The organism is Salinivibrio proteolyticus (assembly GCF_001996165.1).
GTDB lineage: Bacteria > Pseudomonadota > Gammaproteobacteria > Enterobacterales > Vibrionaceae > Salinivibrio > Salinivibrio proteolyticus.
Window position 1 is genome coordinate 14,097 of the sequence record NZ_MUFP01000021.1, and the last position, 26,548, is coordinate 40,644.

21 protein-coding genes are annotated in these 26,548 nt (G+C 47.5%); 9 read left to right on the top strand and 12 right to left on the bottom strand.

The window, feature by feature from the left end; all coding sequences use genetic code 11:
* The first annotated feature begins 118 nt into the window (after positions 1 to 118).
* From BZJ19_RS14325 to BZJ19_RS14335, 3 genes are all read left to right on the top strand, one after another.
* Positions 119 to 1,888: a PKD domain-containing protein gene (locus tag BZJ19_RS14325; RefSeq protein ID WP_108744086.1), complete on the top strand. Its 1,770-nt coding sequence runs from the start codon at positions 119 to 121 to the stop codon at positions 1,886 to 1,888.
* Positions 1,889 to 2,143: 255 nt separating this feature from the next.
* Positions 2,144 to 3,703 (top strand): NAD-dependent succinate-semialdehyde dehydrogenase, encoded by a 1,560-nt coding sequence (locus tag BZJ19_RS14330; protein ID WP_077676136.1) that lies wholly within the window; start codon positions 2,144 to 2,146, stop codon positions 3,701 to 3,703.
* Positions 3,704 to 3,735: 32 nt separating this feature from the next.
* Positions 3,736 to 5,139 carry an aspartate aminotransferase family protein gene (locus tag BZJ19_RS14335; RefSeq protein ID WP_077676137.1) on the top strand — a complete coding sequence of 468 codons (1,404 nt, stop codon included), beginning with the start codon at positions 3,736 to 3,738 and terminating at the stop codon, positions 5,137 to 5,139.
* Between the two features lie 74 nt (positions 5,140 to 5,213).
* Here the strand turns inward: BZJ19_RS14335 and BZJ19_RS14340 are convergent, their stop codons facing one another.
* From BZJ19_RS14340 to BZJ19_RS14350, 3 genes are all read right to left on the bottom strand, one after another.
* Positions 5,214 to 6,758: a BCCT family transporter gene (locus tag BZJ19_RS14340; RefSeq protein WP_077676138.1), complete on the bottom strand. Its 1,545-nt coding sequence runs from the start codon at positions 6,756 to 6,758 to the stop codon at positions 5,214 to 5,216.
* Positions 6,759 to 6,932: 174 nt separating this feature from the next.
* Positions 6,933 to 7,364 (bottom strand): hypothetical protein, encoded by a 432-nt coding sequence (locus BZJ19_RS14345; RefSeq protein WP_077480495.1) that lies wholly within the window; start codon positions 7,362 to 7,364, stop codon positions 6,933 to 6,935.
* Positions 7,365 to 7,552: 188 nt separating this feature from the next.
* On the bottom strand, positions 7,553 to 7,852 hold the full coding sequence (locus BZJ19_RS14350) for a DUF6916 family protein (RefSeq protein ID WP_069587868.1): 300 nt from the start codon (positions 7,850 to 7,852) through the stop codon (positions 7,553 to 7,555).
* Between the two features lie 1,109 nt (positions 7,853 to 8,961).
* Between BZJ19_RS14350 and BZJ19_RS14355 the strand changes: the two genes are divergently transcribed.
* The 5 genes from BZJ19_RS14355 (at position 8,962) to BZJ19_RS14375 (ending at position 15,427) form a co-directional block, all read left to right on the top strand.
* On the top strand, positions 8,962 to 9,567 hold the full coding sequence (locus BZJ19_RS14355) for a TetR/AcrR family transcriptional regulator (RefSeq protein WP_077676139.1): 606 nt from the start codon (positions 8,962 to 8,964) through the stop codon (positions 9,565 to 9,567).
* Positions 9,568 to 9,758: 191 nt separating this feature from the next.
* Complete coding sequence (locus tag BZJ19_RS14360) at positions 9,759 to 10,916, top strand: iron-containing alcohol dehydrogenase (protein ID WP_077676140.1); 1,158 nt, start codon at positions 9,759 to 9,761, stop codon at positions 10,914 to 10,916.
* 70 nt (positions 10,917 to 10,986) lie between these two features.
* Positions 10,987 to 12,009, top strand: coding sequence for an NADP-dependent oxidoreductase (locus tag BZJ19_RS14365; protein WP_077676141.1), 1,023 nt, complete (start codon positions 10,987 to 10,989; stop codon positions 12,007 to 12,009).
* 255 nt (positions 12,010 to 12,264) lie between these two features.
* Complete coding sequence (locus BZJ19_RS14370) at positions 12,265 to 14,229, top strand: ATP-binding protein (protein ID WP_162274226.1); 1,965 nt, start codon at positions 12,265 to 12,267, stop codon at positions 14,227 to 14,229.
* 229 nt (positions 14,230 to 14,458) lie between these two features.
* Positions 14,459 to 15,427: a calcium/sodium antiporter gene (locus BZJ19_RS14375; protein WP_077676143.1), complete on the top strand. Its 969-nt coding sequence runs from the start codon at positions 14,459 to 14,461 to the stop codon at positions 15,425 to 15,427.
* A gap of 70 nt (positions 15,428 to 15,497) precedes the next feature.
* On the opposite strand, the gene BZJ19_RS14380 is transcribed toward BZJ19_RS14375, so the two are convergent.
* The 3 genes from BZJ19_RS14380 to pnuC form a co-directional block, all read right to left on the bottom strand.
* The gene (locus tag BZJ19_RS14380; protein ID WP_077676144.1) at positions 15,498 to 16,178 is read right to left on the bottom strand and encodes a Crp/Fnr family transcriptional regulator; all 681 of its coding nucleotides are present in this window, start codon (positions 16,176 to 16,178) and stop codon (positions 15,498 to 15,500) included.
* A 139-nt stretch (positions 16,179 to 16,317) separates the two neighbouring features.
* The gene (locus BZJ19_RS14385) at positions 16,318 to 17,049 is read right to left on the bottom strand and encodes a nucleoside phosphorylase (RefSeq protein WP_077676145.1); all 732 of its coding nucleotides are present in this window, start codon (positions 17,047 to 17,049) and stop codon (positions 16,318 to 16,320) included.
* Between the two features lie 11 nt (positions 17,050 to 17,060).
* The gene (gene pnuC, locus BZJ19_RS14390) at positions 17,061 to 17,795 is read right to left on the bottom strand and encodes a nicotinamide riboside transporter PnuC (protein ID WP_077676146.1); all 735 of its coding nucleotides are present in this window, start codon (positions 17,793 to 17,795) and stop codon (positions 17,061 to 17,063) included.
* Positions 17,796 to 18,139: 344 nt separating this feature from the next.
* Between pnuC and BZJ19_RS14400 the strand changes: the two genes are divergently transcribed.
* Positions 18,140 to 18,835, top strand: coding sequence for a VC0807 family protein (locus tag BZJ19_RS14400; RefSeq protein WP_077676148.1), 696 nt, complete (start codon positions 18,140 to 18,142; stop codon positions 18,833 to 18,835).
* A gap of 66 nt (positions 18,836 to 18,901) precedes the next feature.
* Here the strand turns inward: BZJ19_RS14400 and BZJ19_RS14405 are convergent, their stop codons facing one another.
* The 6 genes from BZJ19_RS14405 to BZJ19_RS14430 all read right to left on the bottom strand — a co-directional run bounded on the left by BZJ19_RS14405 (position 18,902) and on the right by BZJ19_RS14430 (position 26,503).
* Positions 18,902 to 19,117, bottom strand: coding sequence for a TIGR02450 family Trp-rich protein (locus BZJ19_RS14405; RefSeq protein WP_069587895.1), 216 nt, complete (start codon positions 19,115 to 19,117; stop codon positions 18,902 to 18,904).
* Between the two features lie 154 nt (positions 19,118 to 19,271).
* A complete protein-coding gene (locus BZJ19_RS14410; RefSeq protein ID WP_235608248.1) occupies positions 19,272 to 19,715 on the bottom strand; it encodes a nuclear transport factor 2 family protein in 444 nt (147 codons plus the stop codon).
* Between the two features lie 144 nt (positions 19,716 to 19,859).
* Positions 19,860 to 20,393: a DUF6817 domain-containing protein gene (locus tag BZJ19_RS14415; protein ID WP_077676169.1), complete on the bottom strand. Its 534-nt coding sequence runs from the start codon at positions 20,391 to 20,393 to the stop codon at positions 19,860 to 19,862.
* Positions 20,394 to 20,717: 324 nt separating this feature from the next.
* Positions 20,718 to 21,305: a hypothetical protein gene (locus BZJ19_RS14420; RefSeq protein WP_077676149.1), complete on the bottom strand. Its 588-nt coding sequence runs from the start codon at positions 21,303 to 21,305 to the stop codon at positions 20,718 to 20,720.
* 122 nt (positions 21,306 to 21,427) lie between these two features.
* Positions 21,428 to 25,957, bottom strand: a complete 4,530-nt coding sequence (locus tag BZJ19_RS14425) for an NACHT domain-containing protein (RefSeq protein WP_077676150.1) — start codon at positions 25,955 to 25,957, stop codon at positions 21,428 to 21,430.
* Between the two features lie 144 nt (positions 25,958 to 26,101).
* Positions 26,102 to 26,503 (bottom strand): HIT family protein, encoded by a 402-nt coding sequence (locus tag BZJ19_RS14430; protein ID WP_017636213.1) that lies wholly within the window; start codon positions 26,501 to 26,503, stop codon positions 26,102 to 26,104.
* Positions 26,504 to 26,548: the final 45 nt, after the last annotated feature.

The window sequence follows — 26,548 nt, forward strand, 5'->3', positions numbered from 1 at the left end:
GATTGCTTGATAAGTCTATCATTCTAGACATGGCGATTACACGACTCACGCTGGCTTAACTAGCCTCTATCGGGAAGACATTAATGTCTTACTCACTCACTGTAGATAGAGGATAATAATGAATAAGTCAGTTATGCTATCCGTCAGCGTTGCGCTTCTTAGCGGCATGGCGCTTCCCACATCAGCGGCAGACACACTTCCAATTCCCGCTCCCATTAACATCGCAAGCCAGTACAGTCTCCAAGCCGATTTAGCGCCTCCGAAAACATTTCGTGCTACAGCACTCGGTGAAACGTATCAAAACAGCATAAAAATACATCAAGCAGACGCCGCCTTCGTCAAGGTACACTTCGCACAGTTCTCACTGCCTGATGACGCTTATGTTGATGTGACCAGCGCCGATGGGACTGAAAGCTACCGCTATAGCAATCAAGCCAATGGCAAACGCACATTTAATCCCACTCAGGGTGACGATGGCGTGGCGCAGTTTTCGGCCATGTCCGTCCACGGCGACACAGCAATCGTGACGCTCGTCCTTCCCACAGGTACCCAATGGCAACCTCAGCATGCGCTGAGTGTCGATCGTTACCAAGCGGGTGATCCGGAAAATCTGATGGCGGCAGCTCAAGACGTAGGAACGCTATCGACGTGCGGAATCAACGAGCGTAAAGATGTGGCATGTTGGCAAGATAGCCATCCAGAGGAGTATGAGCGCAGTCGCCCTGTCGCACGCTTGCTTATGAATGGTAGTGGCCTGTGTACTGGCTGGCGCGTAGGGCCAGATAATCACATGTTCACCAACAATCACTGTGTTGAAAGCCAGTCTGAGCTGACGAGCACGGAAATATGGTTTAATTATCAGCGTCCAAGTTGTGGCAGCGGCACCATCAATGACATCGTTAAAGTCACAGGGGATCAGCTACTCAAAACCGATTATACCCTTGACTACACCCTGTTCAGCGTCAATGACTTCGCACGAATTGCTCAGTTTGGTTATATGGGCCTTGATGTACGCATGCCACAAGTTGGCGAAACCATCTTTATTCCTCAGCACGGCGCCGGAAACCCGAAAGAACTTGCTATTGAAAGTGACCAAAACAATGGTGGGATTTGCCAGATTGATGTCGCAGCGACCAATGGCCGAGGCACAAATACAGATGCGGGTTACTTCTGTGACACCACAGGCGGTTCATCAGGTTCTCCGGTGCTGGCAAGCAGCAGCCGCAACGTGATAGCCCTCCACCACTTCGGTGGCTGTGAGAACCAAGGGGTACGGATTGATAAAATCTGGCCACAAGTCGCCGGTGAGTTTAATAATGTCCCGCCACAAGGGGATCATCAAGCCGGTGGCGCGCCTGTGGCGGTTTTCAACGGTCAATGTACCGCACTTGGCTGTGAGTTTGATGCCAGTGGCGCGAGCGACACAGACGGGCAAATCGTGAGCTATCAATGGGATTTCGGTGATGGTTACCAAGGCAGCGGTATGACAGCGTCGCATCAGTACGGCGCCGCGGGCACCTATTCCGTCACTCTCACCGTGACCGACGATCAAGGCCTCACCAGCTCTGCGAGTAAAAACTTCACGGTGGGTAGTGACAATGACTACCCTAAAACTGATCTGAGTGGCGATCGCAGCAGTTGGCAATACTTCTTATACACTGCACCGCAAGCGGGCACTGCCACCATTCGTATATATGGCGGAACCGGTGATGCGGATTTATACGTTGAAAAGGGCACCAAGCCAGATCTCAACCAGTTTAGCTGTCGCCCTTACACCAGTGGTAATAATGAAACCTGCAGCCTTGATGTCAACGCGGGCGATGAGGTATTTATGGGCATTCGGGGATATCGGCCCTTTAGTGGCGTCACCCTCGATGTAAACCAGTAATCACTCCTTCCTTAGGCGCACCCTGCGGTTGGTGCGCCTAATTTTGCAAATAACGACACCTTATATATCGCCATTTATCGCGCTCAATCGGTATTTTTGTTATCACCAGAAAATTTTCTTCTGCCTTTCCCTCGTTTCAGAAAAAATTTTGCCGATCGCCAGTTCTAACAGAAAACCTGTCGCGTGCACTTTGCATACAGTGAATGTAGGCAAGCGCTGATAGGCAGCGTCGCTGCTTTACGATGAGGAGTGTGTATGACCGTATTCCAATCACGCGATCTTAACTACACAGGTACCGCCGCGAATGCTCTGCGTCACGACGTGGCCGGTAAAGCAAGTTCAGATGTACTCGCGTATCTCGACGATCAGCGTTTATTTCGACAGCTCGCCTACTGCAATGGCAAGTGGATGAATGGCAACGCCGATACGCCCGTGTTGAATCCAGCCACGGGAGAAATTCTGGGCTATACCGCCTCACTGAGCGCTGCACAAGTCAATCAAACCATCGACGATGCGCAAGCGGCATTTCATCTGTGGCGTGCGGAGTCGGCCGAAACCCGCGCGGAACGCTTAATGCAATGGCATGACTTAGTGATGGACAACCAACACGATCTCGCGCATTTGATGGTGCTCGAGCAAGGCAAAACACTTCGCGAAGCCGAAGGCGAAATTGCCTATGGTGCGTCTTTTATACGTTGGTTTGCTGAAGAAGCGAAACGTGCCTACGGCGACACTATGCCTAGCCATATTCCCAACGCTCACCTTGCGACCTTACGTGAACCCATTGGCGTTGCCGCTTTGATCACCCCGTGGAATTTTCCCAGCGCAATGATCACGCGCAAAGCGGCAGCGGCACTCGCTATTGGCTGCAGCGTGATCGTTAAACCTGCGGAAGAAACGCCCTTCTCCGCCCTCGCATTGGCCGAGCTTGCGGAACGCGCAGGGATCCCAGCCGGTGTATTTAACGTGATCATGGGTGATGCCCCCATGGTTTCAACTCAGCTATGTCAAAGCGACAAAGTCAAAGCGATGAGCTTTACCGGCTCAACCCGTGTCGGCCGTCTGCTGCTCGAGCAAAGTGCTCACACTGTGAAAAAATGCGCCATGGAGCTTGGCGGTAATGCGCCCTTTATCGTCCTGCCAGACATGGATATTCAGCAAGCGGCACGTGCCGCCATCGATGCGAAATTTCAAACCTCAGGACAAGACTGCCTCGCCGCGAACAAAATCTTGGTGCCAAGTGACAAGTACCAAGCCTTTGCGGATGCCTTTGCGGCATTAATGGACGAACTTGAAGTGGGTAACGGCTTGTTACCCAGCACGGATATTGGTCCATTGATTTCCTCTCGCGCGGTGGATAAAGCGCAAGCCTTAGTGGATGACGCCATCGCCAAAGGCGCCACCGTGGTTGGCGGCAAGCTTAACCCAAATCTCGGCGAAAACTTCTTTGCACCCACCCTGGTCACCAAAGTGACACCCGATATGTTGGTGTATCAAGAAGAAACCTTTTGCCCTGTGGCCGTGATCATTGCCTATGATGATCTCGACCAGGCCATTGCCATGGGCAATGACACTGAATACGGCTTAGCCGCCTATGTCTACGGTAATGATATTCGTGATATTTGGCGCTGTCTGCGCGGTCTTGAAGTCGGCATGGTCAGCGTTAATTCAGTAAAGATGACCGGACATCCTATTCCCTTTGGCGGTGTCAAACAATCAGGCTTAGGCCGTGAAGGGAGCCGTTACGGTATCGACGAGTTTAGTGAAATTAAATACTACTGTTTGGGTGGCCTGCCCACCGTGAGCGGCAGCTAATTAAGGTTTGCGTAAGGATAAGGAGACTGATCATGCGTCCAGAAACGAAAGCTTTGTTGGAAAAAGACAGAAATACCGTCTTCCACGCATCAACACACTTGAAGCAGTACGCCCACGGCGAAATGCCTGGCCGAGTGATTGAGACAGGTAAAGGGATTCGTATCACCGACTCAGAAGGTATTGAGCTGATTGATGGGTTTGCGGGCTTGTATTGCGTGAACATTGGTTACGGCCGCGAAGAAATGGCCGATGCCATTTATGAGCAAGCCAAAAAGCTCGCTTACTATCACACCTATGTGGGCCACACCAACGAAGCACTGGTGACCTTGTCTGAGCGACTCATCAAGATGGCGCCGGGCATGAGCAAGGTGTATTACGGGATGTCAGGCAGTGACGCCAATGAATCACAAATCAAGCTGGTGTGGTACTACAACAACGCTCGCGGCAAACCCGAGAAAAAGAAAATCATTTCTCGCGATCGCGGCTATCACGGCTCCAGTATCGCATCCGGGTCGTTAACAGGGCTTCCCTTGTTCCATGCGCATTTTGATCTGCCCATAGAGCGTATCAAGCACACCATGGCACCCTACTATTATCGTCGTGAAGACAGCGGCATGACAGAGCCTGAGTTTGCACAACATTGTGCCGATGAACTCGAGAAAATGATCCTTGCGGAAGGCCCTGATACCGTCGCCGCGATGATTGCCGAACCCGTGCTTGGCACCGGAGGCATCGTACCGCCACCAGAAGGTTACTGGACCGCAATTCGCAAAGTGTTGGATAAATACGACGTTCTGCTGATCGCCGATGAAGTGGTATGCGGCTTTGGCCGTATTGGCAGTGACTTTGGCTCGATTTACTATGATATGAAGCCTGATCTGATCACCGTTGCCAAAGGCTTAACGTCCGCTTATCAACCCCTATCTGGGGTGATGATCGGTCACAAGGTGTGGGATGTGCTGGAAGACGGTACCGATGCATGGGGAGCCATTGGTCACGGGTACACCTATTCAGGCCACCCACTGGGCGCGGCCGCCGCGCTATGTAACTTAGACATCATCGAACGCGAAAACCTTACCCAAAATGCTGCAACCACGGGTGAGTACCTGCAAATGAAGATGCAAGCCGCTTTTGCGGATCACCCATTGATTGGCGATAGCCGCGGAATTGGTTTGCTCCATGCGCTCGAGTTCTCTCCCGATCGCGCCAATCGTAGCCACTTTGATCCCAACCTGAAAGTGGGACCACAAGTTGCTGCCGCGTGCTTGGAGCAAGGCTTAATTGCCCGTGCGATGCCACACGGCGATATTCTCGGCTTTGCGCCACCTTTAGTGGTGACACCCAACGAAGTCGATGAAATTGTCGCCAAAGCAAAAGTGGCAGTCGACAAGGTGATGGATAAACTGGTCACTAGCGGACAATGGCAACCGAAGTAACAGAGCATCACCACCGCTAAACGTAAAAAAGCGCCGATAATCGGCGCTTTTTTTATCGATGGCGTATACCACGCTTAGCTTGCTGTCGCAGGCTCTAGCGCAAGATTCGCTTCTTTCTCTTTTTGCATTCGCATCACCGCTATTGGGCCAGTAATGAAAGTAAACGCAATCAAGAAAGAGACAGGCACAGCTGTGATCACAATGAACGACTGCAACGCATTCAAGCCGCCTTCACCGGCCAGCAAGAGCACTCCGGCTACCACGCCCATGATAATCGCCCAGAATAGGCGATGCGCGCGTGTCGGTTGATTGTCACCAGAGACAGCCATCGCAATGGAATACGCCATGGAGTCACCTGTGGTCGCCACAAAGGTGGTGGTCAACAGCATAAAGGCTGGGATCAATACCACGCTGTACGGCAATTGTGATAGCGACGCAATCAAGATCGCCGGCAAACCCGCGTCCGCCATTGGACCGGAAATGCTGCCCGGAGACTGCAACTCATAGAAAATACCCGTACCACCCAGTACTGAGAACCAGAAGTTAGTCGCAATCGGTGCACAAATCGCAACGGCAAAGATCAGTTCACGAATAGAACGGCCTTTCGAGATGCGTGCAATAAAGATGGCCATCATGGGTGCAAAACCAATGAACCAGCCCCAGAAGAACCAGGTCCACCATGCATTCCAGCTGCCGTTATCGGTGTTGAGTGCCAGCGTGTGCATGTTGTTAAGGTAATAGCTAAAGCCAGCACCAAACTGCTCAAAGATAAAGCCCGTTGGACCCAGTACGATCACAACAGCAAGCAGCACGGCCGCACCAATCACATTCATCCGGCTTAACCATTGCAGACCTTTATCCATTCCCGTAAAGGCGGAAATAGAGTAAATCGCCACTACCGCGGCCAAGATCAGCATTTGCATCGACATGGTGTTCTCGATACCGACAAAGCTTTCCAAGCTGTAACCCAACTGGGTGGCAAGGAAGCCAATCGGACCAATCGTGCCCGCCGCAACGGCAATGATAGAACACGCATCAATCACAGAGCCTAACCAGTGATTTTCTAGCTTGTCACCGAGCAGCGGATATAACAGCGCACGAGGACGCAGACGCACGCCTGCTTGGTGGTGGGCATACATCAGCACGATGGTCGCCAAGGTGCCCAACACCGCCCAAGCTAAAAAGCCCCAGTGGAAGAAGCTTTGGCTTAACGCAGGGGCGACCGTTTGCATCGCGCCGGCTTCCATCTCACCTAACGCCGGAGGAGGCGTCATAAAGTGGTAGATGGGTTCAGCCGCTGACCAAAAAACACCGCCGCCCGCAAGCAGGGTACACATGATCATAGCAACCCAGCGGAAACGGCTCATTGAGACTGTATCGGTGGCACCCAGTTTCAACTTACCAAATTTACTGCCGCCAATGGCTAGCGCCAGCACGAAATTGATCACCATCAGCCACTGCCACCAGTAACCAAAAAGGTTGGCAGATTCAGCAAACAGCGACTGAATCACAGTGGAAAAATGTTCGAGGTCAAACAGGGCAAAGGCAAGGAAGAGAGCGACAAAGCCGATAGTAAAGACGGCAACAAGTCGATCGTTATTTTGTGTAGATTTAAGCATTAGTTCGCTCACAAGGTGTGTGAGGGGCGGCACTCTATCAGTGTGGCGAACGAATGACCAGCATAAATTGCATCGAACACTAACGATAAAAACGTGACAGACATCACCTATTCAGCCGTGGTGCGGGCTGAATAGGTTTATGACATTTTTATTAACTGAGCAAAATTCGACCCGTTAAGCCGGTTCTTTGTCTGACGCCTTGCGCGATGACTTGCCGGTTTCCAAGATCTTCTTATGCAATGTCACCGCAGCACGATACAACTTGGGGTGAACCTGCGTATCAGTTTGCTTTGCGCGATTACACTTTGATATCACGGCTGCAGTAAGACAGGCTGCAACCTTGAGCTGTCCAAGTTGAAAGGCATAACTTGCGGTTTTAATCGCCATAAACACAGATTGGTCACTGTACTTATAATTGCGTGCCGCAAACTTTTCAAAGCGGAGAAAATCCTTGTGATAATTTTTTAAAATGCGATTAACGTGGCGGTCGTAATAGTTCTTGTACTTGGCGTAACTGCCTTTGCGGTTACTGGCCATGATGTCCCGAACCCAGACAACTGACTGCAGTTGTTCTTTTTCGAATAAGCCACTCAGCCAGGCAAACATGCTACCTCCATACTGCTAGCTTAACGGCTCTATTCTACTTATTTCGTGCTACTAAGCTACGGGAAGGTGCAAATAACCCCTTGATTGGTCGTTATTTAATCAATTTTGCGAGGCGCAGTGAGTAATAGACGATTGAATAGTCGGGAAAAGAGGACGCGAGGGACTCCTCGTGTTGAATGAACGATTCACTACGCGCGGGTGTTAATGGTGATCGTGTAGGTATCCTCTGCCGCCGGAAGCATATGCAAGATTTGCTCGCCCAAATCGGGGTGCGAGAGCAAGTAATTACCTTGTGGAAAGCGGGTATCCTCTGGGCCTTTCAACACTAAGCTAAAGTTTTCCACCAATTGATCATCAATGGTTTCACCGTTGCCCTCATGCTCATCGATGCGGATTAGGGTCATCGCATATTCCGTGTCTGTGCCATCAATCAAGGTAATGGTTTGATCGATAAGCGCTTTAACGTGCTGACAAGATAGTACATTCATAACACCTCCCTGCGACCCTAGACAGGGTTCGTGAGTCTCTTTATCTATCTACCTGTAAATAAGGTTAGAATAAAAATTCGTCAATGCACAACAGCTTAGCAAATTTTCTGCACATTTATCGAGCAAAGCCTCTGTTCAAGACATTACCCCGTCCCAAAAACACAAAAGGCAACCCCATGGTTGCCTTGTTGCTTACGGTTGGACAAATTAACTGCGCGTTTTAACGCTACGTGCTTTATCCGTTTTAGATTTGTAGTAATACCACAAACGTCTACTTTTATTGTGCATCGAACACCTCTCCTATCAGATTAATGAACGATATTTATCGCTATGGTTATTGCACTCGTTCAGCAATAGCACGAACAGTGCGGAACTTAATAAGCACTCGAGATGAGCGCTGAAGCGCGATGATTCAACTGTCAGCCCGAACACCTTTGCAGGGCATTGCACGTCTACTTACTGGGGGAATGGACACACCGCCACCCCCTCAGTCATAAACGTAAAGTGTTGAAAATCACGTTATCTCTATTCTTATTACAAATACTTGCAGAAAGCAACCTTGTTCACGTGTACTCAACGGATAACCCGCTGAGACGTTGCGGGAAGCTTGTCAGGGGAGGGAGAGTGCTTGCGACAGAGTGGGTTGCCTTTCGGCAACCCACAACAATAAAAAGCCGCTCAATTGAGCGGCTTCGCGGATGGATTCCTTTGTTGGTCGTTGGTCAATGAAACTTGTTGTTGCACTGCCCCGCTTGCTCACTATGTTGAGCGTCCTAACCGCATGGTCTTGTGTTCAAATGCCTGGCTGGCGGCAAACAAGGTGTCTTCATGGGTTCCTGACATCAACGGGGGCTTAACTCTTTTTGGCGCGTCACTGCGCGCTGATCATTTACCAAATTGTGTGTCAGCTAGGCTGACAATTTCAGTAAAGCACAGTTTTTCCCCCGCGCCACTGCATGGCGTTTAAACTGTGAACACTGTAATAAATCCGACATAAACTGCGATTTCGCACAGCATACCGGCCCAATTTATGCCACCGTTCGACACCAAAAATAAAAATGTTCTCTCACCACTAGACGACCGGTCTAATCTTGATTATGCTAGTCGACATGAAATCGAGCAGCACTCATGAAACGACCAGTCATAACGCGACCCACCAGCACCTGTTGGAGACGGGCGTGAGCGTGATGGCACAATTTGGTTTTAGCGGCGTTGGCCTAAGCGCCATCCTCAAACAAGCGGGCGTACCCAAAGGGTCTTTTTATCACTACTTTGCGTCGAAAGAACAATTCGGCCAAGCCGTGTTAGACCACTATTTTGCTTGCTACATTGCGGATGTGAATCGCTTACTGACAGATAGCTCGCTCTCTCCCATTGCACGTGTGCACAGCTACTTTAGTCGCTGGCAAGCACAATACTGCAGTTTGGATCCGGTGCAAACGTGTTTGGTCGTCAAGCTGAGTGCAGAAGTTGCGGACTTATCCGAGCCAATGCGGCTGGCACTGCGTGATGGCACAGATCAATTGATTGGTTGCTTGGCGACTACGCTCGCCCAAGCCAGCGGTCAGTTTAATAACCAAACGGCGCTGACCACCGCGACAACCTTATATCAACTGTGGCTCGGCGCAAGCTTACTGACCAAGCTGCATCGTAACGACAGTCATCTCGCGCAAGCGATGACCATCACTGAAGAAAAGCTCGGACTGATCGATTAATCCTGTTGTGCTCTATCCAGCATGACAGTAACCAATAAATAGCAGTTGATGCGTGGCGGTAACACAGGTTGCTACCCCACCATCATCCCGAAACCCGCCAAGGCGGGTTTTTAACCGGCATTAACTAGACGACCGGTCTAATTTAAATAAACGCTTGATACCATCAAGCACAATAAAAGGAAGGATGAGCAATGAACAACTTTGAGTTCTACAATCCCACACGTATCGTTTTTGGCGAAGGTAAGATTGCCGAGCTGGATCGGCTCATCCCGGCCGATGCCAAAGTACTCGTGTTATTCGGTGGCCAAAGTGCACGGAAAACAGGCACCTTGGATGAAGTGGAACAAGCATTGGGTCAGCGTCAGTTTGGCCTGTTTGGTGGTATTGAACCCAACCCACGCTATGAAACCTTGATGAAGGCGGTCGAGAAAGTGAGCGCTGAAGGCTATGACTACCTTCTCGCCGTGGGCGGAGGCTCAGTGATCGATGGCACCAAGTTCGTTGCCGCAGCCGCGAAATATGACGGCGACGCGTGGGACATTCTCACCAGCATGGGCGGCAAAGTAGAAGCGGCACTGCCATTTGGCACCGTGCTCACCTTGCCGGCAACCGGCTCAGAGATGAACAAAGGCTCGGTAGTGACTCGCGAGTCAATGCAAGCGAAACTGCCGTTTATGAGCGAGCTGGTGTTCCCGCAGTTCTCGGTATTGGATCCGGTGAAAACCTATACTTTACCGATTCGCCAAGTCGGTAACGGCGTGGTCGATGCGTTTGTTCACGTGGTGGAACAATACCTGACCTACCCAGCCAATGCGCCGGTACAAGACCGATTCGCCGAAGGCCTACTACAAACCTTGGTTGATTTGGGCCCACAAGCGCTGGAAACACCAGAAGACTACAACGTACGTGCGAGCTTGATGTGGACAGCCACCTTAGCGCTTAACGGCTTGATTGGCGTGGGTGTACCGCAAGATTGGTCAACCCATATGCTGGGTCACGAACTGACCGCCCTGCATGGTTTGGATCACGCACAAACCCTTGCCGTGGTGCTGCCTGCAATGCTCAATGAGAAGTTTGAGCAAAAACAAGCCAAGCTCGCACAATTTGCTGAACGTGTTTGGCATATTAACCAAGGCAGCGAAGCCGAAAAAGCGCAACAAGCGATTGAGAAAACACGCGACTTTTTCGAGCGCATGAACGTGAAAACGCGCATGAGCGATTACGATCTGGATGAAGCCGCGATTGAGCCCTTGATTGAAAGCCTGACTCAACACGGCATGACCCAGCTCGGTGAACATGGCGATGTGACGCCGGACGTTTGCCGCCGCGTGCTTCAAGCCGCGCTGTAATCGCCGTTTTATTTCATGATGAGGCGTGCTAAGCCAGCCGCCTCTTTTCCCATCTCCAAGGGAGGAATCCATGTCAGCATTAACAAATCAACGTTTTGTTCTCGCATCGCGCCCAGTTGGCGCACCCACAGCCGAGAACTTTCGCTTAGAAGAAGTCGCCATTCCCGCACTGGGCAACAAGGATGTACTGATTGAAAACCATCACCTATCAATTGACCCTTACATGCGCGGTCGAATGAGTGATGCCAAATCGTACGCAGAGCCGGTAGCGATTGATGGCCTGATGGTCGGTGCCACCGTGGGTAAAGTGTTGGAATCTAACCACGCCGATTACCAAGCCGGCGATTGGGTACTGGCTTACAAAGGTTGGGAAACCCATTCCGTGGTCGATGGCGATACCCTGCTTAAACTTAACCCCGATCTCGCGCCGGTTTCATACGCGCTTGGGATCTTGGGGATGCCCGGCTTCACCGCCTACATGGGCTTATTAGATATCGGCCAGCCCAAAGAGGGCGATACCTTGGTGGTGGCTGCCGCAACCGGCCCCGTTGGTGCGACCGTCGCACAAATAGGTAAGCTGAAAGGCTGCCGCGTGGTAGCGATTGCCGGTGGTGAAGACAAATGCCAATACGCCCGTGAACACCTCAGTGTTGATGCCTGTATCGATCACAAAGCCGATAACTTTGCCGAGCAGCTTGCCAAAGCCTGCCCACAAGGCATTGATGTGTACTTTGAAAACGTCGGCGGCAAGGTATTTGATGCGGTGATGCCACTGCTTAACACCGGCGCACGCATTCCCGTGTGCGGCTTGGTATCACAATACAACAACACCGCCCTGCCAGAAGGCCCAGACCGCCTTTCTCAGCTGATGGGAACCATCTTGGTTAAGCGCCTAACCGTGAAAGGTTTCATCATTTTTGATGACTACGCACACCGTTATCCTGAGTTCGCTCACGACATGGCCAAATGGGTCGGCGAAGGTCAAATCCATTACCGTGAACACGCGGTGGATGGCTTTGAGCAAGCGCCTCAAGCACTCATTGATGTACTCGAAGGCCGAAACTTCGGCAAGATGGTCGTCAATATTAAATAAAGTATCCGCGCTTTATTTCGTCATACCGAAAACCCTGCCTCCCCCTTAGCGATGGATAGCTAAGGGGGTTTTTTATACCCGAGTACAGTGCTGACCCCGCGTAATTCTTTGGCATTACAAATGCCATCATCACAAAGCCTAAGCAGCCAACTACACTAAAGGGACGACTCGACTATCGTCAGCATGATTTGGCAGGGCTGGTCGCAGGTGCTTGGTTTTTATCTGCGTCAGCTGAGAAAAGAGGATGTATCGACAATGGCCAAAACCGCTCTCATGATCCGTCATCAGATTAACCTCGGATTTGCAGTGGTTCTGGTGTTGGCGCTACTGACTATTTTTGCGGTGCTGGAATGGAAAGTAAAACCCGATCTGATTGAGCAGCGACAAGAGCGGATCAGCCTCAACCAATATGCATTAATTGACTTACTCGATGCCAAGCTTGGACAGATCGAGCTTTTAACCAGTACGATCGCTTTAAAGGGTACCAACCTTCCCAAAGACGAGGTGCTATTCCGCAGCCTCTTCCCTCCACTCTTTAACAATCATGGCGATCCTACCATTGCCGGTGGCGGGATCTGGCCGGAGCCCAACACCTTCACTCCCGGCGTAGAGCGGCGTAGCTTTTTTTGGGGCCGCACAGGACCCGAGATGGAATACTATGATGATTACAACGATCCTGATGGCAAGGGCTACCACAATGAAAGCTGGTACCTAGTAGGAAAACAGGCGCCTAACGATCGCTGCAGTTGGTCGAACGCTTATATTGACCCTTTTACCAAAGAGCCGATGATTACCTGTACCGTACCCATGAAAGAAAATGAGCGCTTTGTTGGGGTGGCAACGGTCGACATGAGGCTGGATGGTATTGCCGACATTCTGTCTCGTTATGGTAAAGAAAACGACGGCTATGTGTTTGCCCTAGATGCTAATAACAAAGCGATTAGCTACCCCGAATCGGCGGTAACATTTAACCCATATCGCAATACCCTGCTAACGGCTACCGAGTTAGAGCTGCAACTCCCTTGGCTGCAAGAAGCGCTGCAAGCAAGTGAATCCCTCCAAGATAGTCGACTGATTACAATAGAGAGCGACGGCGTGCTAAACGAAGCTGCCTACGTTCATATTATTAAATATCCTCAAGTCGATTGGGTGATTGGTCTCGTCGTGCCCAAAAGCAAAATGACAGCGGCTGCCGATAGCATGGGACTGTTCCTGATGTTCGCCATTGGCGGACTGCTGCTTGTTGTAGGGATTATCGCCGCCATTACAGCCCGAAATCTGCTGGGTAAAATTCAGCAAACCACCACGCAGATTTGGGAGTTGATAGAAGGGGAAACCACCCAAGAATTGACTGTCGACAACATGAACGAAGTCGGTGAGCTGCGCCAAGCGGTGAATGCCTATGGTGATAAACTCAAGTCACTATTAACTCGCCTCGAAGCGATTCAAGATGAATTAGTGCAAAACGAGAAACTATCGTCCTTAGGGTCGCTCGTGGCTGGGGTTGCCCATGAACTGAACACCCCCATCGGCAACGCACTGATGTCGGCGACCTCCATTCTGGGAGTAAAACAAGAATTTGTGCACAAGCTCGAAAAGCCGATTACCCGCGATGACCTTAACCAATTTCTCACTCACGTTGACGAAGGTACGCGCATTGTTGAGCGCAATATGGCGCGCGCGTCCGAGCTCATTCGTGCGTTTAAACAACTTGCGGTTGATCAAACCAGCGATCTGCGACGAGAATTCGACTTACACCATCTGGTCAATGAGGTCCTATTGTCGTTACGTCCTACGCTCCAACGTTTACCACACCAGATTGATGTCGATATTCCTGACAACATGCAGCTTAATAGCTATCCGGGGGCTCTCTCGCAAATATTGATCAACTTGATCAACAACGCACTCATTCACGCCTTTGCATCGAAAGAACAAGGTCGTATTCAAATCTATGCCACACAATCATCAACCGATTTAGTGCACATCACCGTCCGTGATAATGGGGCAGGCATGAGCTATGACGTGAGAAAACGCATCTTTGATCCTTTCTTCACCACCCGCCTCGGCCAAGGCGGCTCGGGCCTTGGCCTACATATCACCTTTAATCTTGTCACCAGCGTGCTTGGCGGCCGTATTGAGGTGAAAAGTGAACCGAACAAAGGAAGCCGTTTTACGATCACTATCCCAAGCACTGCCCCTGAGCATGAGGATGTATCGTGACAAAACACCGTATAGAACCGTGAAAAGAACATGTTCCGTCATCGCGTATTTTTATGTTGCAAAGCCAAAAATCTGTGTCATTAATACGGGTCTCAACGCGACAGTAAGTTGGCGGTAGAAAACTCACCGACTAGCATTAACGCAATGAATCTTAGTTGCTTCATCCATTCGGCCTAGGCGCTAGCACATAGGCAATTTAACAACTTTTCTTTTCAACTAAGGTGACAATATGCTGCTTGCAACGTTGGCGATTATTGCTGGGTTTGCGCTTCTGATATGGAGTGCAGAAAGGTTTGTGGAAGGCGCGGCGGTGAGTGCCCATTATGCGGGGATGCCGCCTTTATTGATTGGCATGCTGGTCGTGGGCTTTGGTACATCCATGCCAGAGATTTTAGTGTCAACCATGGCCGCATTCGATGGCAACTCTGCATTAGCGCTCGGCAATGCGCTGGGCTCCAACATTGTCAATATTACCCTAATTCTCGGGGTAACGGCCCTGATTGCGCCCATTGCGGTCCATTCCACCATCGTCCGCACAGAGCTACCCATTCTTTTAGCCATTACCCTCGTTATCGGGGCAATGCTATGGAACTTCACGATTAGCTTCTACGAGTCTTTACTACTCATCGCCGGTTTCTTGCTGCTGACCGGCTGGTCGGTGTGGCGTGGGATGCGAACCAAAGAAGATACCCTCGCCACCGAGATGGATGCCAAGCTCACTCAGCAAACTCTCTCGCTGAAAAAGGCAATAATGTGGCTAGTGATCGGGCTCGCACTATTAGTTGTTAGCTCACGCATTTTGGTGTGGGGTGCCGTTGAGATCGCCCACCAACTGGGCGTTAGCGATCTAATTATTGGCTTAACCATAGTCGCATTAGGGACCTCCCTGCCCGAGTTAGCTGCCTCGATCATTGCCGCCCGCAAAGGAGAGCACGATATTGCCGTGGGCAACGTGGTAGGCTCCAACATTTTTAACTCCCTCGCCGTGATTGGTATTGCCGGCGCCATCGAGCCAATTCGTGACATCGCAGAAGAAGTGTTCTGGCGAGATTGGATGGTGATGCTCGCCATGACCGTACTCTTGCTGCTAGTCTCAATGCGGTTTGGCAAAACGCGAGAAATCAACCGCGCCGAAGGGGGATTACTGTTTATATGCTACGTCAGCTACACCTGCTTGCTGATTTATGCGGTGCGGTAGGAGGTTACCACCCTCGGCGAAGAACATGTCTGCGCATAAATACATTGTGCGCAGACATTGGTGTGGTCTCTCATTCATTCGCATCAATAAATGCTTTTAGCGCCCGCTCGTCAGTGATCTCTAAGCCATTTTCTGTTTTGGTAATAAGTCCCCTTTCAATCAGTTCTTTCACTGCTCGTCGGTAGACGCGGCCTGAAGTGCCAAACCGCTCAGCCTCTTGGTTGACTCTGTCAAACCCGCCCAACAAGGTATTGGTTTGGCTCCTGATTAAAAGGTCATAAGCGATGTTGTAAGTAATGGGATGCAACAATCGGTTGGTGTAGATAGCCATAGAGTCTTGATAATCTTCAGCTAACGCTGACGCAAAAAACACCATCATTTCAGGCTGCTGTTGCAGCTTTTCCGTTAGCGTTTGAATACAGATGACATCAACCTGCATATGCTCGTCTGCTATCACACTCCATTGGCAAGGCGATTGAGTGAAGTACTCCATTTCACCATAAATATGGTAATCGCAGTTTGCCTCACCGAGTTGAAAACGTCGCCCATTCGCCGCCAATATACTCATCGAGACTCGGCCCACCGGCACAACGTATAAATGCTGAAGTTCCTCACCTTGGCGAAGAATCGCTTCACCTACATCAAAGTAACGCGTACTGATTTGACACTGATAAATCAAATCACGAAAAGCGGCATTATTTTTCTCAAGGTATGTTTTGAAGCGACCGGTTGGATAAGGCCCGATTTTCATTCTCTGCTCTCTCAGAAAACCTAATGACAACGATGTCATTTTGATTGTACCCCGTCACAACCAATAAAAAAGCGACATTGACCTGCCGCTTTTATACACATTGATTGATGACGAAAAAGTAACTGAGGCTATAACATGACTAGCTCTGAGCAATAAGCGCTTCTAACGCCGTGGTTGCCGCAAGCCTTTCACCTTCCATCATCACTCGAGTCTCATCCACATACTGCCCAATGCCTTCTTTCACATCTTGTTGATAGAGCACGACATTATTTAAGATCGACGCGACATGGAGGCCTCGTAACCGACCCACCGCCAACAGGGCAGAGGTTTCCATATCAGCACCTAACACGCCTTTCTGGTTCCAGAATTGGCATATCGCTTCTTCATTATCAGTATAAAAACTGTCATGAGAGCGAACTACGCCGAAATGATATCGGGTGGCTTGCGTAGAGAGATAGCGCTCGATTTCCTTCAATAGTTGAAGGCTTGCATAGGCTGGGTAAGCTGCATCCACATAGGCCTTAGAACCGCCCTCATCCCTTACTGCCCCCTCCGCGACAATCAGCTCTCCAAGCTTAATTCCGGCTTGCATCGAGCCTGCAGAGCCAACGCGTATTACATGGCGAGCACCGCATTGCTTTAACTCTTCAACCGCAATGAGCATGGATGGCGCACCGATCCCCGTACTACATATAGAAACCGATTTCCCCTTGTAATTGCCTGTAAAAACGCGATATTCGCGATTTTCAGACATCATTTCTGCATTATCCAATAATGCGGCAATACGATTGGCACGATCGGGCTCGCCACACACAATCACGCGAGGCGCAATTTGTGTTTCATCAACACCAATATGAGGTTGTTTGACCATAAATACGCTCCTCACGCTGCCGCAGCTTGAGTTAATGTTTTATCGTCATTCCGTTTTGCGCTACGAGCCCATTCCCGTGTGCCATTGGCAGCAATGAACATTAAGATTGCATACTGCGCAGACATTGCATAAACACCTTGTGTCGCGTAAATGCCCACACTAATAACGTTAATAACAACCCACAGAATCCAATTTTCCACGTATTTGCGCGTCATCAGCACTTGAGCAACAACAGACAGCACCGTCATCGTGGCATCCCAGAATGGGAACGCATCCGGCTCAAGCACGGGAGAAGCCAGGTTTGAGCCTAAAAGGTTTAAACCATCAACAGTGAAGCTTGCGAGCGAAAAGAAAAATGTATCGATATAGATGGTTAGCCAGGTTATCGAAATCACACTGACTGCCGCTGTCGCAATGAGCTTCTGCTTACTTAACCAACGCACCTCTAGGGTTTCGCCTCGCGCATTAGGACGGGTCCATGCGTACCAACCATAAATGTTGGCACAAAAGAAAAACAGTTGAAGCAGCAGTAACCCATATAACTGAATTTGAAAGAATATCACCGCAAACAGAGTGACATTAAGCAAACCAAACAGATAGTTAATCGTTTTCTCTTGGCTGGCAAACCAGATACACAGTAATCCAAAAACGGTTCCGAACGCCTCAATCCAACTCATCGCATAACCGTCTCCGAGTGGAATATTGACGAGGGTGTTATTAATGTCGAGCAAAGCAAATAGACTCATGGTGAGGCCTTTATTATTTTGTTGAGATTGTGCTTATCTTAGGGGCGAACAGCAGATAAAAGGAGGACATTTGTCCCCTCTTGGCTGAACTCGATCATAGTTCAGATGAATATATTATTTTTGCTAGAAAAGGGCACGACACTTTGTCTGATGAGACGCCTACCGCGGCAGCGCTAGAAGCAATGCGCAACGCGAGTCTCATCGCTATCCAATCCCTCACACCTATTGATTTCACACATAGTTACACAACGGTGCGCTTTTGCGCTTTACATCGATTGCGGGTCGATGAACACTGCTTGGCAGAGTATAATGACACCGATATCACGTAGAGTTAGTCACACATTATGAGCAATACCACCGCGAAAAAGCCGAGCCCCCTGTTTGAAATCCTGTTCAACGTTTTCATCCCCTCGATCATCCTGATGAAGTTGAGCGGCGATGAATACCTAGGTACAGCCATGGCACTGGTCGTCGCTTTAGCCTTCCCTCTCGCTTACGGCGGGATGGATCTGGTCCGTAACCAGAAATTCAATTTTATCGCAGCACTGGGCTTTGTCAGCGTATTACTGACAGGCGGAATTGGCCTACTCGAGCTCGATACCCGTTGGCTAGCCTTAAAAGAGGCGCTGATCCCCGGCCTTATTGGCTTAGCGGTATTAGGGTCAACCTTTACCCGCTATCCACTGATGCAGAAGTTAATTCTGAATGACACCGTGCTCAACCTCTCGTTGATCAATCAGCGCTTAAAAGAGAAAGGGCAATCCGACGCCTTTGATCGCTGCTTGATGTGGTCAAACTACCTGTTCGCCAGCACCTTTGTGTTCTCATCGGCGATGAACTACTTCCTTGCCACGTGGATTGTCACCAGCCCTGCCGGCACGTCCGCGTTTAATGAAGAGCTAGGCAAAATGACGCTGTACAGCTACCCGATGATTGCTATCCCTAGCATGTTGATGATGTTCGGCATCTTTTACTACATTTGGCGTCAGATACGCGCGATGACATCGCTTGAAACAGAGCAAATTTTCCACCTGAAATAACAAACGCCACGCGCGCCGTTTCAAAAACAGATAAAAAAAGGGAGGATAGCCTCCTCCCTTGCGTTATCACTTCCACCCTTGACGCCACTTCTCGTCACTTTTGAGCTCACGCCAGTCAATCGGATATTCTTTTTTCGACAGCACCGACTCGAGCACGCATAGCACCACCACACCGTCTTCATCATACTCAACGTCAGAGACGACAAAGTGCTTCTCGCGATTAATGGGTTTGACCGCCGTCCACTTACTATTGCGTAACTTGGCTGGATTAATCTGGTTCACGACTGCCCCGTTAGATACTGCATCGGTTAAACATAACAATATCTAGTACGAACGAGGTTCGGTTTGGTTCAGTGGTTAGGGTTGGAGTAACTCGTTCCCACGATGGAGCGTAGGAACGAGAGTAAAGCGTCTCAAGTCAGTTTTTGGTGTTGCGCTACTGTTCTTCTGCGAGCACAGCAACTCTTTCCAAATCCCGACTCGGGAAGTCAGGATCGACATACACATACATACGACTGATGAGCTCTTCATTAAACTCAAATACACTACAAAAGCGCCCCGTAGACACCTTGTTATCCGGCCAAGGGGTGCCATCACTCATCACACCGCCCTCTTGCCCTTCGACAATAACCTTGTTACCAGCCGTTGTGATTTCAAAACCCTCAATATCGTGCCAAATACTTGAGAGCGAGCTACCAATTCTATTGCCAAACTCAACCAGCGCGCTTTTCCCTTTCGCTTGGCCAAATTTAGGGAAATAGAAATCCACATCCTCAGAAAATAAATCCAAATAGCTAGAGTCTCCTGCATCTATTTTCTGGAAGTACTGAATAACTCGCGGCACTAAGTTTTCTTTATTCATCTCTACATCTACATCCATTTATAATCCAGCATCTAGGCGTTAAGCTAAAAAAACACCTATATTTTATGCGACTTTTATCACCAAAATCACACGCACCCTGCGAACCTAGCTCTTTCGAGACAGCTATTCGTGGCGCGAATTCTGAGCGAACTCTGTAACCTGCTATTCAACACAAGCTAACACTGACTTGTACGCTTTTCTAGCCTCATCGCTTAAAAAGCGATCCATGCTCTGAAACAACGCCCACAGTTCAGCGCCGTGCTGAAGCTTGAAATCATTGCTGCTATATACAAGTTCTAGTTCGTTAGCGACCGTTAACTCACAAAACAGCCTCGTCATCTCGCTTTCAAGTTTGAAACATAAACCACTAAACCTGTCTTTAAACTCTATCTCAGCCCTTTGAGCGAATTGAGGAAAAACATAGTCTCGATCACATGAACAATATAAATAGACTAACGCCTCTTCTTCCCGCCCAATCACCTGTGCGATTTCTTGGCGCTGTTCCAGTGAAACCATTTTCTCATCGAAACCCGCCGTACCATACGCGGCATGAAAGAGGCCTGCTGTTTGAAGTAACTCGCCGCTCCCCCAACGGGCTAAAAGGCTCGCCGTTCCTTTTAAATGCGATTCCAAAGACCCATTGAGATGTTGAAAGTCTCCTGCACCAAGTTGTTGAAGAGCCCTAAATTTGTCCATAAAGCGAATCCCTTGTACTAAGCCATAGTTGACGGTCTGTTTCACATAGCGTTATTTCCTTTCCCTCGCTCCTGCGTGGGAACGAGAAAAGTGTCAGACGCAGCGCCTACCTATGCACTTTCGAGCTATATGTCACAGGATTGGCAGGCAGCGGTGAGACCGCAGTAAGAGACCTTCTATATGTGTTTGCCGTAAGCAATGACTTAATGGCGGAAAGGACAGAACGAAGTAGACGACTTTGTTGTTCGAGAGCATTGGCTGCTGCGCAGCCAAGAAATGCTATTGCCTATTGACCGGAGAAGGGCTCATATGTGTTAGGTAAATTTAGTAAAGCGTACGATTACCCAAAACTACAAAGTCTTTTTGAGCCTCAACGAATGTTCTACCTGCTTTATTTATTTCCATGGCTTGCTTTTTCTCATGCGGCTTAATTGGCTTCTCTTTATAGCCAACACCATAAATGGAAATACTATCACTCATTGGAGGGTTCATGGGGACAGTATATTTTGAAATTAAGCCAGCAAACTCAGATGCTGTATCGTGCGCATGTAAATACGAGTGGTTAAGCACCTGATCTGAAAATTGAAAATCTACTCCGTTGCCTTTCTCCACAAATTGGCACAATGAGTTCCAAGTTGTTATATGTAGAGGGGCTAAGAAATCATGTTGCTCAAGCATGTCAATCAAGCCAGAAGTAAACATTTTGTCTTTATATAACTCAAACAATTCAACATCTCTGGTATTGGGTGGTGTTTTGACGTCAGAAGACTTATTCCTTCTGTAAACTTCGAGTGCAACAAGCACTAAACCTAATCCAACGATTATGGCTTCATAGTTACCATCTGGATTAGCTACCCACATTCCAACCAGAACGCTTGAAGCTATAAGGACTAACAGCTCTATAATAATCAACGTCTAACCTCATTTACCTAACGCCGCGCTCACCGGAAAATTGGAGCGAAGCGTAAATTTTTCCGAGTGCAGCGCCTTGTTATGCGATTCTTTAGACGACTACCGAAAGACACTTTGATTGCTCAATTTGTTGGCTCTTCTCTGTTGCACCATATACTGCCTACAGGCTTGCCATCTTTATACTTAAACAAGCCGCTATAAACCAAACGACCAAAAAATTGACTTGCTCCAGAAGAAAACATCTGCTTCTCTCCGCCTATTAACCAGACGATCTCCATATCATTTTCATCAAGCCATTTCTGTAATTTCTCAGTACGCATTAACGCATATGAAGGGCCGTATTCTTCTAGGCTTGGATCAAAAAATACAGACTGCTCCTTGTGCTCCCATCGCCCCCATTGACCGGGAGGTCTAGCCAAGTCCATTTCCTCAATCAACTCCTTTGCTGGCATATGGAAGTAAAGTGAACTATTGAGAGAATAATCGTTACCGCCATCCTCCCATTCGTATTTAGCAAATGGAATAAGGTGTTCGACTGCAATCTGTTCCCTAAAGACCTCTTCTGGTTCCCTCCATCCAGAAAGGTGGCGATATATTGGATGCCAAGGATATTCGCCTAAAAAGCCCTCGTGTTGCGTTGATGGTGCGCTGACTATATCGGGATCACAAAGTGTTTTTCTCTCAACTCCTTTAGCTAAAGAATCAAAAGCTCCTTTACGGATGAAGATAGAATTAATTCTGAACCACCCATCAAGATAGGGACTTTCGATATTATCATCTGAATATTTCCTATTTTCAGACCAAAAGCCGCGTAAAACCAGCCAATTAGACTTGTCGGCAGGCATCGTCCTTTGCAGTAACTCAGAGAATTCAGGCAAAACATCTTCATCCCACAAAAAGTTAGTCTTGGCTGCCAGGTCATTTTCATTTGGGAATGGGAAGTTATAAGGTTGCCACCAAGTACACTGCTTGTTGTGATAGGTTTTGAATTCTCCGGATTGTCTTGCCCAGATAGTAGGATCAATATCGCGTTTGTATATTTGCCAAGGCCCTTCATAAATATCATCATCGGGAACATCGCTATAACCTCGATTAGTCCAATGGTAGTTATCAGAAAGTCTGGCCAAAAACTCATGGAAGGCCATCCATTGGTATTTTTTCCCAACACGCTCCATTGCTCCACCACTGGGACCACCACCCCTTCCGTGTGAGCACATTCTTTCAAAATCAGCAAATAGCTCTTCAGTCCATCCAAACTCATGGGCTCGTTTACAAACCCATCTTTGAGCCCATTTCCTACTAAAGGCAGCAGGTCTATCGTTACTTACTCCAGAAACCCAGCGATAATACTCTTGTTGCTCTTCATTGAGCTGTGCATTTACTCTGCTATCAAACTCTTCTTGTTCTTTCCTTCTATCTTCAAAGCTGCGTTTATACTCTTCAGAATCATACTCAATTCTTCTAATAGCCTTTAATAACTCTTCTGGTGAAGCTGAAGTGTCACTTACTGGTATTGGTTCCAGTTTTTCCAAATATTCTTTTTTCACATCGTCAGTTAATAGTTCGCGAGCAAATCGCTCCTTGATCTCATAACCATTCTCTATTTTTGGTAAGGCTATAGGTGTTGAAGACCAATTATGAACACAGCCCATGGTGTAGTTTCCAAAGTCACCCGGAAAACCCATTAAAGAACTTTTGATTCTTGATGAAAATTCATCTCCAGCTATGCCTTCTATCTCTTTTTTGGATGGATTATCCAGTTTTTGGCTACTCTTATAAGGTGGCCTGAATTGTTCAGGAGGAATTTCTACCGAAAGTACTCCAATATGCAAGGCATACTCTAAAATCCCGCGAGCATAATCTCTAAGCAGAATATGCGGCGTTGGCTCACCATCCTTAAATATCAATTCAAATGTGGTGCTCGCTATACCCTTAATAACATCTTCTTTGTCGGTATTGCAAATGACACCATATGCAACGGCATAAAGCCTCTCGCTTAAGTACGTATCCTCTAGATTCGAGAACTCATTTAATAAGTCTTCAACGAGATGGGGGTAAGAAGAAATAATTCTGACCAGGGATTTTGTAGATCGATCTCTTATTCTTCTATTCGGGCTAGTCAAAAACCAAATAAGGGTAATAGCACAGAGCCTAATTCTTTCTTCTTCGACAGACTCAATTTCACCAGAATGTGCCCACTCAATAATTGTTCTAATGATGGATTCATATTCATCATCTTCTTCAGAGCTATCACCATACGCTATGCGTATAGACCAAAAGTGGTCTCTTTCGGCAATCTCTTTATTCATAAGATTTCGATGAAGCAACTCAGCATTCCATGGGTGATTGGGTTCCGTTGACAATTTCAACAAAATATCCAATGCTGGGTGACTGTAGGAATGACCTTCTAAGTTATTTAAAAGCTCCAGAGTTCTTTCAGAAAAAGAGCTTGGACTCCTCCATAAAACAGTATTCTGAAAAGTCTCATCAAGCTGCCACTTCCCAACTTCAATATCATCAGGCAGCAAATCCTCTAATTCCATATTGAAACGCTCTGCAATAATGACGGCTAAAGCTTCGAATATCCCAGAAAAGCGGTAGTAACCATTATCTTTGAGTAATTGCCCTATAGAACCCCCATCTAAAAATGCTGCTTCAATATTATTTACCCGATTTACTAATTCCTGAGCAATAAAATAATCACTAAATCGTTCATATGTAAATCTGACAATAAGATTTCCACGCTGTTCAGCTTTATAAGACACATCCTCAGAAAGAATGCCCTCATCGATCAATATGTCGAAAAGGCTATCCCCATGATTTGGGTTTGGATCGTAATTATTAATCAGTTTTCTAACATCTTGCTTCGGAAGGCCTTCAAGATTATCTGGCAATAATTTTGAAGCTATATCAATAAGTATGGACTTAACGATATTCTCTTGCGGATTGAATCTTTTCTTTCTCGCCACAATCCTTTCAATGCTATCAACATAAAAATCAAATAATGAGGTAACAGAGTTCAGACCTTTTGGAAATGAGGTTAGCTTATTTTGTTTAAGCGCTTGGCAGCATGTTTTCAAGAAAAGTGGATTTGTAAATTCAGGCGCTAATATTGGTGCGCTTGGTTTTGATATGCCTTGCTGGGAAAGAAATTTCTCCGCAGCCCTATGCTCATGCCCTCTAAACCCATAATGTCCTATGCGAGGCAACAAGCTTTCGCCTGCACTATCGGGAAGAATGTAACTTAGGTAAGTGCTACGGCAACTAAACAGAACGGCAATATTTGGAAATCGTGATAAATCCGATAAAAACCCTGTTATTTGGTTATGCCAGTCATCTCTGTTATTTCCTTCATTGATAGCATCAATGACAATGAGTGCTCTCTCTCCAAATGCTTCCCCTGCTGCGTCTATAGCTCCTAGGATTTGGGAATTTCTATAGTTTTGTAAGTCCAATGATTCTTTTATAAAACTACTTGGGTCCCCACCTTGATATTGAGCACCCAACAAAAATAATGTAGGTAAATTCATGTCAATTCTATGCAAACTTAAGTCACATAGGAGGTGTGATTTACCTATTCCAGCTTCCCCGTAAAGAAGCGCAGCTTTCGTATGGGATGAAATGGCTTTTTTTTGTTTGATGAAAGATGCTAGATCATCTATTGCACCATCTAATCTATATAGGTTACTTCTAGAGTTTTCTTTTTTTTCAGACCAATCAATTTTATCGATTGCATCTTTATAGACATCGGCATATAGCTTAGAGAGCCCTTCTAGTAAAGAGCTTATACTTGAGATTCGATTGTGGAAATCTTTGTGCGCAACTCCTTTACCAAGTTCATTCAAAAAATCATTAAGCTGTTCATCCAAGCTTTTTACTATTTCGCCATTTAATAATGTGCCTTCAGTGGTGCTTTCTTCATTCAAGAAAGAAATTACATCTAAACTAGCATCTTTTAACTCTGCTCTCCTTTCTCTTAGAAGCTCCCACCATGAGGAGTTTAAACATAGACCATCGAAACTACTTGCAATGGGAAGATCAACGTGAAACTGAGGTGTGTACCTGTCTCCCAAGCTAACCTGTGACCTTTTTGCGATGTTTTTGAATACATCTAACCCGAGAAATGGTTCGTTAAACCAGTACAGCGATCTACCAGAGTAAAGGGGGTCATCTATCGTAAGAAAATTAGTAATCTCATGCTTACCCCAGTATGAAAAATCTATTTCTCGACCTAGTACTTGTGCTTGGTTTTTCCATTTTTTGACATGATCTAGCCACTCATCTTCAACAGAAACTACTTGTTTCCCACCTTTTCCTTTCTTTCTGCTATCAGCTTTATCTAAAGGTAAACAGACAATATAATGTGTTAACTTGGGATGCTTTTCTAAGGCTGTAGTAAAAGATTCATCTATTTGTTGCCAACGGGAGGAATTCATTCCATCTAAAAAATATTTAGCTTGCCAACATATCTCCGAGTCATCTCCAAGAATCCAGTAACATTCAACACCGGCATCACCTCCAGCGCCATCCTTCTTAACAAACCGCTTTCCATCATCTGGTTTTTGAAGGTGGGCAATTTGGCAAATCAACTCTTCAAAGCCTGAGTTTTTACTACCATCATGTGTTCTAATGTGAGAGAAGTTAATTTCCATATATAAACTCTTAAATTTACTAAATATTTTTTGACTGGTTATAACCCCAGGTCTTATTCAATTACCCAGTAGACTTGCAACGCATAACGCCCGCAATCACGCGCTTGTCGCGTGAATTGCTTTGTTAGCATACTTCTTCAATGCTCATAGTTCTTTAAGTGATTCTCTTAGTTTATCCATAGTTTGAATTCCAAGTTCACTACTAACCCAACCGTACTGGTCGCCATGGAATCTAGGGAAAATATGCAAATGGTAGTGGTCGAGCTCGTTGAAATGAGGGGCCTCTCCATTGTTTTGCATAAAGCCTATACCATCGGGATTGAACTTAGCTTCTATACGTTTATATAAATCTCTTGCAACGTCGGTGATCTCTAAAAACACAGACTCAGGCAGGTCAATGAAAGTACGGTATTGAGTCTTAGGACAAATTAAAATGTGTCCAAAGTTGATTGGGTCGTGGTCCGCAAAAGCTATAACTTGGTCAGATTCGTAAACGATGACCGAGTCAATTTCACGATTAACAATTTGTTCGACTATCGTAGTCATCTGAACGCCTATCAAAGTATGCTAACGCCTTGTTAAGGTGTGAGG

Bases quoted from the DNA above. Each gene is read 5' to 3' on its own strand.
- BZJ19_RS14385 (WP_077676145.1), bottom strand. From the start codon at position 17,049: ATGGTCAAACAACCTCATATTGGTGTTGATGAAACACAAATTGCGCCT.
- BZJ19_RS14375 (WP_077676143.1), top strand. From the start codon at position 14,459: ATGCTGCTTGCAACGTTGGCGATTATTGCTGGGTTTGCGCTTCTGATA.
- BZJ19_RS14325 (WP_108744086.1), top strand. From the start codon at position 119: ATGAATAAGTCAGTTATGCTATCCGTCAGCGTTGCGCTTCTTAGCGGC.
- BZJ19_RS14355 (WP_077676139.1), top strand. From the start codon at position 8,962: ATGAAATCGAGCAGCACTCATGAAACGACCAGTCATAACGCGACCCAC.
- BZJ19_RS14335 (WP_077676137.1), top strand. From the start codon at position 3,736: ATGCGTCCAGAAACGAAAGCTTTGTTGGAAAAAGACAGAAATACCGTC.
- BZJ19_RS14410 (WP_235608248.1), bottom strand. From the start codon at position 19,715: ATGGATGTAGATGTAGAGATGAATAAAGAAAACTTAGTGCCGCGAGTT.
- BZJ19_RS14400 (WP_077676148.1), top strand. From the start codon at position 18,140: ATGAGCAATACCACCGCGAAAAAGCCGAGCCCCCTGTTTGAAATCCTG.
- BZJ19_RS14330 (WP_077676136.1), top strand. From the start codon at position 2,144: ATGACCGTATTCCAATCACGCGATCTTAACTACACAGGTACCGCCGCG.
- BZJ19_RS14345 (WP_077480495.1), bottom strand. From the start codon at position 7,364: ATGTTTGCCTGGCTGAGTGGCTTATTCGAAAAAGAACAACTGCAGTCA.
- BZJ19_RS14360 (WP_077676140.1), top strand. From the start codon at position 9,759: ATGAACAACTTTGAGTTCTACAATCCCACACGTATCGTTTTTGGCGAA.
- BZJ19_RS14370 (WP_162274226.1), top strand. From the start codon at position 12,265: ATGGCCAAAACCGCTCTCATGATCCGTCATCAGATTAACCTCGGATTT.
- pnuC (WP_077676146.1), bottom strand. From the start codon at position 17,795: ATGAGTCTATTTGCTTTGCTCGACATTAATAACACCCTCGTCAATATT.
- BZJ19_RS14415 (WP_077676169.1), bottom strand. From the start codon at position 20,393: ATGGACAAATTTAGGGCTCTTCAACAACTTGGTGCAGGAGACTTTCAA.
- BZJ19_RS14350 (WP_069587868.1), bottom strand. From the start codon at position 7,852: ATGAATGTACTATCTTGTCAGCACGTTAAAGCGCTTATCGATCAAACC.
- BZJ19_RS14380 (WP_077676144.1), bottom strand. From the start codon at position 16,178: ATGAAAATCGGGCCTTATCCAACCGGTCGCTTCAAAACATACCTTGAG.
- BZJ19_RS14365 (WP_077676141.1), top strand. From the start codon at position 10,987: ATGTCAGCATTAACAAATCAACGTTTTGTTCTCGCATCGCGCCCAGTT.
- BZJ19_RS14340 (WP_077676138.1), bottom strand. From the start codon at position 6,758: ATGCTTAAATCTACACAAAATAACGATCGACTTGTTGCCGTCTTTACT.
- BZJ19_RS14430 (WP_017636213.1), bottom strand. From the start codon at position 26,503: ATGACTACGATAGTCGAACAAATTGTTAATCGTGAAATTGACTCGGTC.
- BZJ19_RS14425 (WP_077676150.1), bottom strand. From the start codon at position 25,957: ATGGAAATTAACTTCTCTCACATTAGAACACATGATGGTAGTAAAAAC.